General features: G+C 61.1%; 11 protein-coding genes. 2 read left to right on the forward strand and 9 right to left on the reverse strand.

The genetic code is table 11. The annotated features are described in order from the left end of the window. Positions 1–76 precede the first annotated feature (76 nt). From KVG85_RS25695 to KVG85_RS25735, 9 genes are all read right to left on the reverse strand, one after another. Positions 77–3,103: a multidrug efflux RND transporter permease subunit gene (locus tag KVG85_RS25695; protein WP_217865388.1), complete on the reverse strand. Its 3,027-nt coding sequence runs from the start codon at positions 3,101–3,103 to the stop codon at positions 77–79. Positions 3,104–3,116: 13 nt separating this feature from the next. Next, positions 3,117–4,265 (reverse strand): efflux RND transporter periplasmic adaptor subunit, encoded by a 1,149-nt coding sequence (locus KVG85_RS25700; RefSeq protein ID WP_217865389.1) that lies wholly within the window; start codon positions 4,263–4,265, stop codon positions 3,117–3,119. Between the two features lie 251 nt (positions 4,266–4,516). Beyond that, positions 4,517–5,617, reverse strand: coding sequence for a DUF1513 domain-containing protein (locus KVG85_RS25705; RefSeq protein ID WP_217865390.1), 1,101 nt, complete (start codon positions 5,615–5,617; stop codon positions 4,517–4,519). A gap of 14 nt (positions 5,618–5,631) precedes the next feature. Beyond that, a complete protein-coding gene (locus KVG85_RS25710) occupies positions 5,632–6,696 on the reverse strand; it encodes an imelysin family protein (RefSeq protein WP_217865391.1) in 1,065 nt (354 codons plus the stop codon). A 27-nt stretch (positions 6,697–6,723) separates the two neighbouring features. Then, positions 6,724–8,151 carry a di-heme oxidoreductase family protein gene (locus KVG85_RS25715; RefSeq protein WP_217865392.1) on the reverse strand — a complete coding sequence of 476 codons (1,428 nt, stop codon included), beginning with the start codon at positions 8,149–8,151 and terminating at the stop codon, positions 6,724–6,726. Between the two features lie 277 nt (positions 8,152–8,428). Continuing rightward, positions 8,429–9,781, reverse strand: coding sequence for an imelysin family protein (locus KVG85_RS25720; protein ID WP_217865393.1), 1,353 nt, complete (start codon positions 9,779–9,781; stop codon positions 8,429–8,431). A 246-nt stretch (positions 9,782–10,027) separates the two neighbouring features. Further along, positions 10,028–12,079 (reverse strand): putative bifunctional diguanylate cyclase/phosphodiesterase, encoded by a 2,052-nt coding sequence (locus KVG85_RS25725; RefSeq protein ID WP_217865394.1) that lies wholly within the window; start codon positions 12,077–12,079, stop codon positions 10,028–10,030. Positions 12,080–12,408: 329 nt separating this feature from the next. Beyond that, positions 12,409–13,005: a superoxide dismutase gene (locus KVG85_RS25730; RefSeq protein ID WP_016773431.1), complete on the reverse strand. Its 597-nt coding sequence runs from the start codon at positions 13,003–13,005 to the stop codon at positions 12,409–12,411. A gap of 176 nt (positions 13,006–13,181) precedes the next feature. After that, a complete protein-coding gene (locus KVG85_RS25735; protein ID WP_016773432.1) occupies positions 13,182–13,784 on the reverse strand; it encodes a LysE/ArgO family amino acid transporter in 603 nt (200 codons plus the stop codon). Positions 13,785–13,880: 96 nt separating this feature from the next. Here KVG85_RS25735 and KVG85_RS25740 point away from each other — a divergent pair, with 96 nt between their 5' ends. Together KVG85_RS25740 and KVG85_RS25745 are read left to right on the forward strand one after the other, a co-directional pair. Next, a complete protein-coding gene (locus tag KVG85_RS25740; protein WP_130902339.1) occupies positions 13,881–14,768 on the forward strand; it encodes a LysR family transcriptional regulator ArgP in 888 nt (295 codons plus the stop codon). A 99-nt stretch (positions 14,769–14,867) separates the two neighbouring features. Then, positions 14,868–15,860: an NAD-dependent epimerase/dehydratase family protein gene (locus KVG85_RS25745; protein ID WP_217865395.1), complete on the forward strand. Its 993-nt coding sequence runs from the start codon at positions 14,868–14,870 to the stop codon at positions 15,858–15,860. Positions 15,861–15,879 lie beyond the last annotated feature (19 nt).

Here is a 15,879-nt window from a genome sequence, read left to right on the forward strand (position 1 = left end):
AATGCGCTAGTTCAGCTGCATTGATGTCGACTGACACACCTTCGCGAGCAGGCTCGCTCCCACAGGGAAATGTGCGTTATCTGGCATCTGGCTTAGCCAGGAAGGTATAAACACACGGCAGCACGAACAACGTGAACAACGTGCCAATCGACATCCCCGTGGCAATCACCATGCCGATATCAAAGCGGCTCACGGCGCCCGCGCCGGTGGCCAGAATCAGCGGCACCATGCCGAACACCATTGCCGCCGTTGTCATCAGCACCGGGCGCAAGCGAATCGCCGCTGCTTCCTCCACCGCTTCACGGGCGCTCAAACCCTTGTCCTTGCGCAACTGGTTGGCAAACTCGACGATCAGGATGCCGTGCTTGCTGATCAGGCCGATCAGCGTCACCAGCCCGACCTGGGTGTAGATGTTCATGCTCGACCAGCCGAGGAACAACGGGATCAGCGCACCGCAAATCGACAGCGGCACCGTTACCAGAATCACCAGCGGATCACGGAAGCTTTCGAACTGTGCGGCCAGCACCAGAAAGATGATCGCCAGTGCCAGGGCGAAAGTTACCCACAATGCGCTGCCTTCCTGCACGTACTGACGCGAGGCGCCGCCGTAGTCGAAGGCAAACCCCGCCGGTGCTTCTTCGCGGGCAATTTGCAGCACGGTGTCGATGGCTTCGCCCATGCTCACCAGCGGGAAACCGGAAATCTTCGCTGCGTTGAGTTGCTGGAACTGATTGAGCTGGCGCGGTCGTGCGCGGTCGCTGACCTTGATCAGCGTCGACAGCGGCAGCAATTCGCCCTGAGTGTTTTTCACGTAGTAATTGTTCAGCCAGTCCGGATTGTCGCGGTAGGCCCGTTCGACCTGGGCGATGACCTTGTAGCTGCGCCCGTCGATGGTGAAGCGGTTGATCTCCGCCTCGCCGAGCAAGGTCGCCAGCGTGCTGCCGAGGTCGAGCATCGACACGCCCATCTGCGCAGCCTTGTCGCGGTCGATATCCACGACTACTTCCGGCTTGTCGAACGCCAGATCGAGGTCGACGAAGGCGAACTTGCCTGACTCCATGGCGCGTTTCTCGATGCGCTCGGCGACTTGCAGCAGCAGCTCGTAGTCATTGGCGGTGTTGACCACGAATTCGAAGGGCAGACCCTCACCGGTGCCGGGCAGGGAGGGCAGGTTGAAACCGAAGATCTGCAGGCCGGGAATGCTCTCCAGTTTGCTCTGCACCTCGGGGAGGATTTCCATCTGCGTGCGGCTGCGCTCGTTCCATGGCTTGAGCAGGAAGCCGCCGATACCGGCCTGCACGCCGTTGTAGCCGTTGATCTGGAACGAGGAGTAGTACTCGGGAAACTCCTTGAAGATGGTGATGAATTCGTCGGTGTAGGTGCTCAGGTAGTCGAGGTTGGTCGGCTGCGGTGCGCTGGCCATCATGAAAATGATGCCCTGATCTTCGTCCGGGGCCAGTTCCGACTTGGTGAACTTGAGAAACACCGGAATCAGGCACAGCACGATCACCGCAAACACCAGCACCACCGGCCGCGTATTGAGCGTGCCATGCAGCATGTTTTGATAACGGCGCTTGAGGCCTTCAAAGACGCGGTCGAGACGATGGGCCAGGCCGCTGGGATTCTCTTCGTGACGCAACAGAAACGCGCACATCATCGGCGACAGCGTCAGGGCAACGACCCCAGAAATCACCACTGCTCCAGCCAGGGTCAGGGCGAACTCCTTGAACAACGCCCCGGTCAGCCCGGTGAGAAAACCGATCGGCGCATACACCGCCGCCAGGGTGATGGTCATCGACACCACCGGCATGGCAATTTCCCGCGCGCCTTCCAGCGCTGCGTCGAACGGCGTCTTGCCTTCCTCGATGTGCCGGTGGATGTTCTCCACGACGACGATCGCATCGTCCACCACCAGACCGATGGCCAGCACCATCGCCAGCAGCGTCAGCAGGTTCATCGAGTAACCCATCATCTGCATGAAGAACATCACGCCGATCATCGACAGCGGAATGGTCACCACCGGGATCACTACCGAACGCAGCGCGCCGAGGAACAGGAACACCACGACGATGACGATCAGCACCGCTTCGAACAGGGTTTTCACCACCTCATCGATCGAGGCCTGAATGAACAGTGTCGCGTCGTAGGCGATTTCGCTTTTCAGGTTCGGTGGCAGCTGCGCTTCCAGCTCGGGCATCAGCTTGCGCACTTCCTTGATCACGTCCAGCGGGTTGGCGCCGGGGGTCGCCTTGATGCCGATGTATACCGATGGCGTGCCGCCGAACGAGCTGATCGAATCGTAGTTTTCCGCGCCCATTTCCACCCGCGCGACATCGCGCAGCAACACGCGGCTGTCACCATCGACCTTGAGCGGAATCGCCGCGAAGGCCTCGGCGGATTTCAGTTCGGTGTTGGCGTTGATGCTGGTGACGGTGTACTCGCCTTTCACCTCGCCGGCGGCGGAGAGGAAGTTGTACTGGCGCACTGCTGCGGTCACGTCGGCGGCGCTGAGGCCGAAGCCGGCGAGTTTCACCGGGTCGAGCCACAGACGCATGGCGAACACCTGATTGCCGAGAATTTCCGCTTCGGCCATGCCCGGCAGCGTCGCCAGTTTTGGCTGGATGACCCGCGACAGGTAGTCGGTGATCTGCGGGTTGCTCAGGTCCTTGCTGAAGAAACTGATGTACATCAGCGCCGAAGCGTCGGCGGATTCCTTGCTCAGCACCGGGTCTTCGGCGTCCTGCGGCAGCTTGTTCTTCACCTCGTTGGCCTTGGCCAGCAGTTCGGTGAACAAGCGGTCGGTGTTGGCACCGATGCGCGCGTAGATCGAAATCACCGAGAAGTTCTGCCGGCTGACCGAGGTCATGTAATCGATGCCCTCGGCACTGGCCAGGCTCTGTTGCATCGGCTGGGTGATGTAGCCCTGGATGGTTTCCGCATTGGCCCCGGGATAAGCCGTGGTCACCGTGATCAGGGCGTTTTCCATTTGCGGATACTGACGCAGCGGCAGCTTGCTCCAGGCCTGGAAGCCCAGCAGCACAATCAGCAGGCTGACCACGGTGGCGAGCACCGGGCGGCGGATGAACGGATCGGTAAAAGCCATGGAAATTCCTTGATCAGTCGGCGCGAGGCGGACTGTTCTGCTCGCCGAGGGTCTTGTCGTCGCTGATGGCGATGTGGGCACCGTTGTCCAGTTTGATCTGGCCCGCCGTTACCACTTGTTCGCCGCTCTGTACGCCCTTGTTGATCATCACCAGGCCATCGCGGCGTTCACCGGTCTCGACGAAACGACGTTCGGCGATCAGCAGCGGTTGGCCGTTTTCATCCTTGGCGACGCTGCCGTCCTCGGCCTTCTTCTGCCCGACCACATAAACCGAGTTGCCGTACAGGGTGTAGGTGATCGCGCTCTCCGGCACGACGATGTGCTTTTGCGGATCAGGCAGCAGCACTTCAAGGCTGGCGAACATCCCCGGCAGCAGCTTGCCGTCGGGGTTGGCCAGGGTGGCGCGGACGAGGATGTTGCGCGTGGTGCTTTCGACGATCGGGTTGATCGCGCTGATCTTGCCGACAAAGTTCTGCCCGGGATACGCGGCGACGGTGAACTGTACGGGCTGGCCGATAGCGAGTTTCGGCACCGCTTGTTCCGGCACGTAGAAGTCAGCGTAAAGGCTGCTCAAATCCTGCAACGTGGCGATTTTGGTACCGCTGGCGAGGTAGTCGCCGACGTCGACCTGACGGATGCCGATAGTGCCGCTGAATGGCGCGAGGATGCGCTTTTTCGCCAGCGACGCGTTGAGCTGATTGACCGTGGCCTTGTTCTTTTGCAGCACGGCGGAGAGGCGGTCGTACTCGCCTTTGGAGATCGCGCGGCTGTCGACCAGTTGCGCACCACGGCCGAAGTCCAGTTGTGCCAGGCCGAGGTCGGCGCGGGCGGTTTCCAGCAGAGCGGTCTCGACGGCGCTGTCGAGTTGCAGCAGCGGCTGTCCGGCCTTGACCTTCTGCCCGGATTCGAATTTGAGTTCAGTGACGGTGCCGGCGACTTCCAGACTCAAGTCGACACCTTGCAATGCCTTGAGCGAACCGACAGTGGGCAAGCGCATCTGCCATGGCTGTTCGCCGGCGGTGGCTACGGCGACGCTGATGGGTGGTTTCGGTTTGGAAAAGCCCTGGATCATCGTGTAGATCGAAAAGGCCTTGTAACCGCCCAGCACCAGGACGAGCAGCAAAACAACACCCAACATGATCAGCATGCGGCGACGCAGCATAAGTCCAGTTCCTTGGATAAATCATGAGACAGGCGGGCACATTACTCCGAGTCAGGTGGGGATTCCAACTGGCAGTTATTACAGGTGCAGCGGGACACAATCCTGTGGTGAGGGGATTTATCCCCGTTGGGCTGCGAAGCGGCCCGCTGAATCCTTCAGTCATACCGCAATTGCAGTTTTAAGGGCGGCTGCGCCACCCAACGGGGATAAATCCCCTCGCCACAGGATGGGGCCTCTCAAAATGGGTGTTATCAGGCCATCAAGTGCAGATGGTTGTCCCAGAGCCCCGCCGGCAATTCCAGCGGCTTGGCCAGCAGTTGTTCCTGTCGGCAATCGTAGTAGCGGCAGCGGCCCTGACCCGAAGTCACGACAAAGCCATCCTTCACCGCACCAACGCCGGCGCAATCAGGCAAAGGCGCATCGAGGCGCAGTTCGCCGCTGTCCAGATCCCAGATAAAGAAGCGGTTGCCGCGCGGCGCTGTCAACGCGACCAGACGCAGGTCGCTGTGCACCGCAACGCTGGCGGTGTAGTGCCCCATCGCCTGCAACTGATCTTCCGCTACCGGGAACGCCACGAACGCTTGCCCGGGGCGCTTGATCGCCAACAGCTCCGAGCGTTCGTGGGACGGGCCCATGAATTGCTGACCGGCAACGATGGTGCCGTCACTGGCGATGCCCAGGTGGCGGACGCTGTTCATCTGCTGGGCGAGGGTTTCCTTGCTCAGCAACGTGCCGTCGCGCTGCATCAGCACCAGGCTCGGTTCCATGGCGTTGAGATTCATGTCGACGCGGCTTTCCGCCTCGGTGCGAATGCCGCCGTTGGCCACCACCAGCGTCTCGCCGTCGGGCATCCACGACACCTGATGCGGGCCGAGACCGTGAGTGGAAATCTCGCCCGTGTGCACCAGCCGCTCGCCTTCGAACTTATACACACCGAGCAAACCGCGACCAGGATCGGTCGTATCGTTTTCGGTTGCGTACAGGTATTCGCCGTCCTTGTGCACCACGGCGTGGCCGTAGAAGTGCCGGTTCGGCTGCGAGGTCACGGTCTGCAGTAGCTTGCCGTCGCGCAGGTCGATCAGGTAACTCTCGGTACCCGGACGCCGTGCAACGAACAGCGCCAGCGGCTGCGTCGGATGATTGATGATGTCGTGACAACGCTGGCCGACGTGGGTGGCGAACACCTGCGTACCGTCGAGCCGATAGCCGACGGCGTAATGCTTGCCGTCAGTATCGTCACGCGCCGACAGCAGCAGCGGGCTCTGATCCTTGCGTTTGAACAGCGTCCAGCCGCCCAGCGTCACTGCTCCCAGCAGTGCACTACCTAAAGTCAGAACCTGACGTCGCAGCATGGCACTCGCCCTCATCAGTCACCGTCGTTGGCGTTGAAGCCCAGTTGGATGCCCAGCGCCTTGGCCAGCTCACCTTCATGCAGGCGATGGACGACGTTGAGGCTGTCGTAGATATCGTTGAGTTGCTGGCGACCGGCGTCGTCTTCGAGCATTTCGCCGAGCGAGCGCTGGGTGCTGTCAAACAGCTTCAGCGAAGCGGCATAGGCAGCATCGATCTTGTCCGCCAACGGTTTCTGCTCGGTCGGCAGCAGACCGCGCAGGCCTTTGTTGTCGACGCCTTCCCAGACGGTTTTGGCGGCGGCAAGGCTGGCTTCCAGTGCGGTCAGCGACGACTGGCTGCGCCACGCATCCGCCTGGAACGGCTGCGGTACGCCCTTGCTCTGACGGCCCATCGGCGTGCCGAGTTTTTTCTTCAGGGTATCCAGTGCCGTCACTTGTACGCGCAGCAGATCGGCGATCGCTTCGTGGGAGTCGGCGTAGCGCTGGTTAGGGAACTTGCTCATTTGCGCGAGCATGCCGTCGGTGTTGTTCCAGCCCTGCAGGATCTCTTCGGCCAGTTGCTTCTGGCGTTCGCCGATGGCGATCAGCAGCGGGCAGTATTTGGCTTTCTGCGCATCGTTGGCGACGTCAGGCTTGGCGTCGAAGAGGATGTATTCGTAAGCCGACAGGCCCTGCACGACGACGCTGGATTTGGCCAGCGCAGCGGCATCGATCTGCGGCTGGGCGACGACCAGTTGCTCGACCTGACGGCCGACCAGATTTTTCTTGTCCGGCCAGAACTGCACTTGCCACGAGCGATTGCCCTCGGCCAGCGGACCGATCAACAGCGGTTGCAGTTCGGCCCAGGCTTTTTGCGCGTGGAGGAAATCGGCACGGGCGGTTTCCAGGGTCTCTTTGCCCTGGCAGTAGGCGAGGGCGCTGACCGCCAGTTGCTTGTCGGCTTCGACCCAGCGAGTGTAGGTCGGCAGGATCACCGATTTGGCGATCGCCGCCGAAGTGACCGCTTGCGGATCCTGCGGCGAGCAGGCGCCGAGGGCGAGCGCGGCAAGGCTGGTGAACAGTAACTTGGGACGGAACATGTCGGGCTCCCGATGTTTTTTCAGTATTTAAAGTGAGTTCAGAAACGCCAGCAACGCAGCGCGCTGCTCGGCATTGAAAGACAAAACCTGTTGCTGCGCCGCCGTCGCCTCGCCGCCATGCCAGAGCACCGCTTCGAGCAGGTTGCGTGCGCGGCCGTCATGCAAAAACTGGGTGTGACCGCTGACCGCTTGCGTCAGACCAATCCCCCACAACGGCGGGGTGCGCCAGTCGCGGCCGGAGGCCTGAAATTCCGTGCGGTTGTCCGCCAGGCCTTCGCCCATGTCATGCAGCAGCAAGTCGCTGTACGGACGAATCACCTGATTGGCCAATTCCGGTTCGGCGGCATCGGCGGCAGTGGTGTATTTCGGCGTGTGGCACGACTGGCAACCGGCCTGGAAAAACAGATTCTTGCCGGCCAGCACCTGTGGATCGTTGACGCCACGGCGCGCTGGCACTGCCAGATTGCGGCTGTAGAACAGCACCAGCCGCAGGATGTTGTCGCTGACTTCCGGTTCGCCGTCCGGGCCATTGCCGTTCGGCGCCTGTTTGCAGGCGGTTTGCGCCTCGGTGCAATCGTCGAACGGCCGCAGGCTGGTGGTCAGGCCCATGTCACCCGAGAACGCATGAACATTCTGTTGATTGAGATTCGGCTGCCCGGCTTTCCAGCCGAACCGGCCGATGACGGTTTTCTGCAACTGGTCATCCCAGACACGGTTGGGCCGGCCGTTGATGCCATTGTTCTCTTTCGCCTGGGCGGCGGCGTTGGCGAGGATCGCTTGCTCAGGGATGGCTTCGAGCAGGCCCAGACCAATCATCGGCGGCGCCACCCGCGCGGAAAAACGCGTGTCCGGATGCATTGGGCCGTAACCGAGTTGAGTGATCTGCAGGGTCGGTTTGCGCAACTCGACCTCGGTGCCGTCCTTGAAACGCACCGGCACTGGCGTGTAGTCGACACGCACTTTGCCTTCCGGGGCGACGCCGGGCACGGCCATGTCCTGGAATTGCCCGCCATACACCGGCTCCGGCACTACGCCGAGCTGTTCGATGACTTTGGCGTAGGGCGGCGCGTCGGGAATCGACAGGCGTACCAGCATTGACACCGCATTGGATGCGTCAGGTGCCGGCGGATGCCCGCGACCGTCCTTGATGTGGCAGTTCTGGCAGGCGTTGGTATTGAACAACGGTCCGAGACCGTCGCGCGCCGTGGTGGTCGACGGCGCGATCACCCACGGGCTGCGAAAGAAACTGTTGCCGACACTAAAGTCCACGCGCCGCGACGGCGGCAGGTTGGCCGATGGCAGGGAAAAGGCGTTCTGATCGCTCTTGCGCACAGTCGCCGCACCGCCCGAACGCGCTTCCCCCGGCTCGGCCTTGGTGAAACGCGGGGCGTCATCGCAGGCACTCAGGCCCAGGGCCAGCAACAGTGCGGACAAGCGAAGCGGCAACAACGGCATCAGACATCCTGCAAACGGGCGAAAACAAAGGCGCAAAGTCTAACAGGGCGGGGGAGTTTGAATAAGAGGAATTATCGTTTGCTTGATATCGCGCAAGCCTTGAAGCGCATGCCAACCCTGTGGGAGCGAGCCTGCTCGCGAAAGCGACGTCCGATGCGTTGAAAATGCCGCGCCGGATAAAGCCTTCGCGAGCAGGCTCGCTCCCACAGGGATAGTGATGTGCCGGGAATGAAAAAGGCGGCCCGAAGGTCGCCTTTTTTTGACGCGGACGCGGTGATCAGAATTCGTGATCGGCGTTGTCCGGGTTCAGGTCGCTGATGCCCAGTTTGCCCGCAGCGGCTTCGATCGAACCGGTCTGCTTGACCAGCGCGGCGATGGCGTCGCGAACGACCTGATTGCCAGCGGTGTTGCCGGCGGCGATCAACTGGTCGTAGTGCTCACCCTTGTTGGCGTGATCGACCATGACCTGGATCTTCGCTTCGGTCGCGGCCAGATCGGCTTTCAGCGCGGTGTCGGCAGCCGGGTCGGCCTTGGCTACCAGCGACGACAGGCTGGCGCCGGTCAGCTTGGTGCCGTCAACACGGGTGTACTCGCCCAGGTAAACGTTACGCACGCCTTTGGCGTCGTAGAAGTGCGAGTAGTGGGTGTTGTCGCTGAAGCAATCCTGCTCGTCTTCCGGGGAGTTGGCTTCCAGGGAAACCTTCATGCGCTCGCCCGCCAGTTCACCCAGGGACAGGCTGCCCATGCCGAAGAGCATTTTGCGCAGGCCGGTTTCGCCTGGCTCGGCTTCCAGGGTGGCGCGATAGTTGTCGGCCACGTTCGGCTTCCAGTTGCCGACCATTTCTTCAAGATCGCTCACCAGCAGTTGGGTCACGGCTTTCAGGTAGGCACGACGACGCTCGTTATGACCACCGGTGGCGCCGGCGCCTTCCAGATAGTCCGAAGCCGGACGGTTGCCAGCGCCCGGGCCGGTGCCGTTCAGATCCTGGCCCCAGAGCAGGAATTCGATCGCGTGGTAGCCGGTGGCAACGTTCGCCTCGGAACCGCCCAGCTCGTTGAGGCTGGCGAGTTTTTCCGGGGTGATTTCTTTCACGTCGACCTTGTCTTCGCCGACCTGCACTTCGGTGTTGGCGATGATGTTGGCGGTGGCGCCCGGGTTACCCAGCGCGTGCTCGTAGGATTTGTCGACGTAGTCGATCAAGCCTTCGTCCAATGGCCAGGCGTTAACCTGACCTTCCCAATCGTCAATGATGGTGTTGCCGAAGCGGAATACTTCGCTCTGCAGGTACGGCACGCGTGCGGCGACCCAGGCAGCCTTGGCGGCTTTGAGGGTGTCGGCGTTCGGCTTGGCGAGGAACGCGTCGACGGCGGTTTGCAGGGTTTTCGCGGTGGATTCGGCATCGCTGTAAACGGCGAAGACCATGTCGGCATAGTGCGCGACCACAGCCTTGGCGGCGGCATCGTCAACTTTACCGGCGGCAGGAGCAGGTGCAGCGGCAGGGGCTGGAGCAGCGCTGCTGGAAGCCGGAGTCATTTCGGAGGCTTTTTCTTTGTCCTTGCCTTCGCCGCAACCGGCGAGGGAAATAGCGATGGCCAGCAGACTGGCGGTAGCCAGAGGCATACGAATCATGGCGAACATCCTGCTTCGGTAGTTGAGTGGACTGGCGCCGGGGGCGCGCAAAACTGCGACATAATGCAAATCTTTCGCATTATGTGTAAAGGCGTGGGTGGAAATATTTCTTATTTGCGCAAGAAGATCAAAAGATCGCAGCCTCGTTGCACTCGTCGGCTCCTACGGGGGGAACGCATTTCAAATGTAGGAGCTGCCGAAGGCTGCGATCTTTGCTTTCATAAAAAGGCTGCGATCTTCTGATCTTTAAAGAATCGCCGCGTTGCTGCGTTGCGCCTGCTTGAGGTAAATCCCCAGCTCCCGCGCCGGCAGCGGTTTGCTGTAGTGGTAGCCCTGACCTTCGTGGCAACCCTCGGAAATGATGTAGGTTTCCTGCTCGGCGGTTTCCACGCCCTCGGCAATCACCTGCATGCCCAGGCTCTTGCCCAGTTGGATGATCGCGCGAACGATGGTCGCGTCATCGTCGTCGTCGAGCAGATCCTGGACGAAGCTCTTGTCGATCTTGATCTTGTCCAGCGGCAGGCTTTTCAGATAACTGAGCGATGAATATCCGGTGCCGAAGTCATCAATCGCGATCAGCGCACCGGAGCGGCGCAGGCTGAGCAGATGCTGGGCGGCGGTGGTGATGTCTTCCATCAGGCCGGTTTCAGTGACTTCCAGTTCCAGACTGCGCGGCGGCAAGCGGTACATCTGCAACAGGTTGTTGACCACCCGTGGCAGCTCGGCGTGGTGCAGTTGCACAGTGGACAGATTGACCGCCATGCGCAGATCGACGAAACCCTGATCGTGCCACTCGCGCAATTGCTTGCACGCTTGATCGAGCACCCACTCGCCGATGGCGATGATCGTGCCGTTCTGTTCGGCCAGCGGAATGAACAGGTCCGGCGGCACCAGACCGTGTTCCGGGTGCTGCCAGCGAATCAGCGCTTCGACGCCGACCACGCGGTGATCGCGATAACTGATCTGCGGCTGATAGACGAGGTAGAACTGGTCGCGGATCAGCGCATCGCGCAAATCCTTTTCCAGCTCGCGACGACGGCGCATCTCGCTGTCGACGCTGGCGATGTAGAACTGATAGCGATTGCGCGAGCGGGTCTTGGCCAGGGTCATGGTCTGCTCGGCTTTCTGCAACAGCTTCTCGGTGCTGTCGCCGTCCTCCGGAAACAGGGTGATGCCGATGGTCGCGCGCAGGCGGATCTCCTGATCGTCTAGGGCGAAGGGCGCTTCGAGGTCATCGAGAATGCTCTGCGCCAGTTCTGCTGCTTCGTAAGGTTGTTCAATGTCGGCCTGCACCAGCGCGAACTGATCGCCGCCCAGGCGAGCGAGGGCGCCGAGACGACCGCTGTGGGCACGTAAGCGATCGGCCAGGGCCAGCAGCAATTGGTCGCCGGTCTGGTAGCTGAATTGCTCGTTGATGCCCTTGAAGTCATCCAGGCCGACGCACAACACGGCGACGCGGCGCTGCAATTTGCCGGCATCGACGAGAATCTTGTCCAGTTGCTGTTGCAATTGCTGGCGGTTCGGCAAACCGGTGAGGAAGTCGTACTGGGCCATGCGCAGCAGGCTGTTTTCCGCTTCGTGGCGCAGGTGGGTGTTGCGTTCGATGGACTCGAGCAACTGGTTGGCGGTGTTGATCCACAGGCCCAGTTCGTTTTTTTCGTGGCCCTTGATCTGCGGAATTTTGTGCTCGCTGGGACGATCGGGGTTGATCTCGGTGAGGTGCTCGATGATTCGCGACAGCGGTTTGGTCAGCAGCCAGTGATAGACCAGATACAGCACCAGGCCCAGCGCCAGTGCGCGCAGTACGCCGGAGATGAAAATGATCACCGAGCTGACGATAAACCCTTCGCCATAGGTGGCGGTGTCGAGGGTGATGCTCAGGTCGCCGTAATACTCGCTGTAAGGGCCACGGCCGACCAATTGCGTGGTGAAGGTGCGTTCCTGGCCGAGAATCAGGTCGGTCAGCCAACGGCTGTTGGAGTGCTGCAGTTCGCGGGATTTCTGCGCCAGCATGGCCTCGTTGGGGTGGCCGATGGAGGCCTGACGCACGGCGTCGTCCTGGAACAGCCCTTCGATCACCTGCATGCCCATTTCCCGATCCAGGCTGTACACGGCCTGGGTCGATGGATCGCGGAACATGTCGAGGATGCGCTCGGCGTCGCTGGCAACCGCCTGACGGGTCTTGTAGGCATCGAAGACAATCTGCGCGCAGCTCAAGACTACGCCTACGATCAATGCCGACAGGAGCACGACCCGGAGCAACTTCACCGACAAGCTGTTCTTGAGTTCCAGCTTCAAAGGGTTATTCCTTGTTCCGTGCGGGTAGCGTCAAGTTGCCATGAGTATTGGCAATCCCGGGTTGGCAGTCAAAGGGACAATCAGGCACGGGAAAAGTCGCCGTGATCCTGGCCGCAATGTCGTCATTTGAGTAATAGCTCTGAATTAACTGTGTCGGTTGCAATTGCCTTCAACTTGAGCACTGGGCCAAAGATTTTTTCCTTTCTGTGATGGTAGACGGCTGGGGGCTGGCGGCAAACGGCGCGAGGCTGCTTTTACCGTGCGAGAAACGCCATGCGCCGGGCATAAAAAAACCCGGCCGAAGCCGGGTTTTTCATCTGGCGCGCAGCTTAAGCGGTGAAGGTTTTGCCTTCGAACTGCTCGGCCACGAACTTCCAGTTGACCAGGTTCCAGAACGCTTCAACGTACTTCGGACGCAGGTTGCGGTAGTCGATGTAGTAAGCGTGTTCCCAGACGTCGCAGGTCAGCAGCGGGGTGTCGCCGCTGGTCAGCGGGTTGCCGGCGCCGATGGTGCTGGCCAGGGCCAGGGAACCGTCAGCCTTTTTCACCAGCCAGCCCCAGCCGGAACCGAAGGTGCCGATCGAGGTTTTGCTGAATTCTTCCTTGAACTTGTCGAACGAACCGAACGCTGCGTTGATGGCATCTGCCAGGGCGCCAGTTGGTTGACCGCCGGCGTTTGGCGCCAGGCAGTTCCAGTAGAAAGTGTGGTTCCAGACCTGAGCGGCGTTGTTGAAGATGCCGCCCGAAGAGGTCTTGACGATTTCTTCCAGGGTCTTGCCTTCAAACTCGGTGCCTGGCACCAGGTTGTTCAGGTTCACGACGTAGGTGTTGTGGTGCTTGTCGTGGTGGAACTCCAGGGTTTCCTTGGAGATGTGCGGCTGCAGGGCATCGTGTGCGTAAGGCAGCGGCGGCAATTCGAAAGCCATGATGATTCTCCTAATCAGGTCTGTTGCGGTGAGCGCAAGGCCGATCACGGGCGGCCGGAAATGCACCGGCGAGTTTTTACTCTTTGCGGCGCAGGGTTCGGATCATAGCACCGGGGTCGCGCCTTAACCACGCAACAACTGTGTGGGATAGAGGTTCCAGAGCCTTTGGCAATTATTCATCCGGCGATGATCAACTGCGCGGCCACGGCGAACATCATTAACGCCACCACCAGATCGAGAATGCGCCAGGTGCTCGGGCGGGCCAGCCACGGTGCCAGCCATGCCGCGCCAAGGGCCAGGGTGAAAAACCACAGCAACGATGCACTCGCCGCGCCGACCACATAGGCGCCCGGCACCGATTGCTGCGCGCCCAGCGAGCCGATCAGCAATACCGTATCGAGATAAACGTGGGGGTTGAGCAAGGTCACCGCCAGAGCGCTGAGCATCACTGCGCGCAGCGAACGCACGGTCTGGTTTTCGCCTTGCTCAAGGCTCTGTTTCGAGCAGGCGCGGCGCAGCGCCTGGCTGCCGTACCAGATCAGAAACGTCGCGCCGCCCCAACGGGCAATCGCCAGCAGGGTCGGGTTCTGCGCGAGGATCGTCGCCAGGCCGAACACCCCGGCCGCGACCAGAATTGCGTCACACACCACGCATAATGCCGCCACCGGCAAATGGTGTTCGCGGCGCAGGCTTTGCGCCAAGACAAAAGCGTTCTGCGTGCCGATCGCCATGATCAGGCCGAACGCCACCAACAGGCCGTTTACGTAGCTTTGCCACATGGGAGAGATCCTTGAAAGAGAGTGCTTGCTGGCTATTCTCCGGTGTGACGCTGTATAAGAAAAACCAATAGTGCTGATCGCCCATTAGGAAAATTGATGTTCGACTATAAATTGCTTTCCGCGCTGGCCGCTGTGGTCGAGCAGGCCGGATTCGATCGCGCCGCACAGGTGCTCGGCCTGTCGCAGTCGGCGATCTCCCAGCGCATCAAATTGCTTGAAGCGCGGGTCGGCCAGCCAGTGCTGGTGCGCGGAACGCCGCCATCGCCGACCGAAATTGGCCGGCGCTTGCTCAACCATGTGCAACAGGTGCGGTTGCTTGAGCGCGATTTGCAATCAGTTGTGCCGGCGCTGGACGAAGAAGGCCTGCCCGATCGCCTGCGCATCGCCCTCAACGCCGACAGCCTCGCCACATGGTGGGCCGCGGCCGTCGGCGATTTCTGCGCCGAGCAGCATTTGTTGCTCGACCTGATCGTCGAAGACCAGACCGTCGGCCTCAAGCGCATGCGTGCCGGTGAAGTGGCTGCGTGCCTGTGCGCCAGCGAGCGCCCGGTGGCCGGCGCACGCAGCGTATTGCTCGGCGCCATGCGTTATCGCGCCTTGGCCAGCCCGGCCTTCATCGCTCGGCATTTTCCCGAAGGCGTGCGCGCCGAACAATTGCCGCGCACCCCGGCGCTGGTGTTCGGTCCGGACGATTTTCTCCAGCATCGCTATCTGGCGCTGTTGGGCGTCGACGGCGCGTTCGAGCATCACTTATGCCCGTCTTCCGAAGGCTTCATTCGCCTGACCGAAGCCGGCCTGGGGTGGGGGCTGGTGCCGGAACTGCAAGTGCGCGAACAGTTGCAACGCGGGGTGCTGCGCGAATTGCTGCCAGATAAACCGATCGACGTGCCGCTGTACTGGCATCATTGGCGCAATGGCGGCCAGTTGCTGAACCTGCTTACCGAACAACTGCTGCGCTCCTCAAAGCAATGGCTAGTGGCTTGAACGCAGCTGCAAGCGTCAAGCTGCAAGCGGCAAGAACACGCACCGTTTCAACTTGCAGCTGAAAGCTCGAAGCTTGCAGCTGCTTCCCTGGAGTTTTTGATGAAGATTTTGGTTACCGGCGCCAGCGGCTTTATTGGCGGGCGCTTTGCGCGTTTCGCCCTGGAGCAGGGCCTTGAAGTGCGGGTCAACGGTCGCCGGGCCGAGAGCGTCGAGCATCTGGTGCGCCGGGGCGCGGAGTTCGTGCCGGGCGATCTGACCGACGCCGACCTGGTGCGCGACCTGTGCCGCGACGTTGAAGCGGTGGTGCATTGCGCCGGTGCCGTCGGTGTGTGGGGGCGTTATCAGGACTTTCATCAGGGCAATGTCGAAGTCACCGAAAACGTTGTCGAAGCGTGCCTCAAGCAGCGGGTGCGGCGGCTGGTGCATCTGTCGTCGCCGTCGATCTATTTCGATGGCCGCGACCATCTCGGCCTGACCGAAGAGCAAGTGCCCAAGCGCTTCAAGCATCCCTACGCCGCGACCAAGTATCTGGCCGAGCAAAAGGTCTTCGGTGCCCAGGAATTCGGTCTGGAAACCATCGCACTGCGCCCGCGTTTCGTCACCGGTGCCGGCGACATGAGCATCTTCCCGCGCCTGCTGAAGATGCAGCGCAAGGGCCGCCTGGCGATCATCGGCAATGGCTTGAACAAGGTCGATTTCACCAGCGTGCAAAATCTCAACGAAGCCATGCTCAGCAGCCTGTTGGCGCAAGGTTCGGCGCTGGGCAAGGCCTACAACATCAGCAACGGCACGCCGGTGCCGCTGTGGGATGTGGTCAATTACGTGATGCGGCGGATGGACGTCGATCAGGTGCGCAAATATCGCTCCTACGGTCTGGCCTACAGCGTCGCGGCGCTCAACGAAGGCGCGTGCATGCTCTGGCCCGGACGCCCTGAGCCGACCCTGTCGCGCCTGGGCATGCAGGTCATGAAAAAAAATTTCACCCTCGACATCAGCCGCGCCCGGCATTATCTCGACTACGATCCGAAAGTCAGCCTGTGGGCGGCCCTCGATGAGTTCTGTGCGTGGTGGAAAGCCCAGGACATCCGTTGAAACGATTCGGCCGGGCGGC

It is taken from the genome of Pseudomonas triticicola (assembly GCF_019145375.1).
GTDB classification, from domain to species: domain Bacteria; phylum Pseudomonadota; class Gammaproteobacteria; order Pseudomonadales; family Pseudomonadaceae; genus Aquipseudomonas; species Aquipseudomonas triticicola.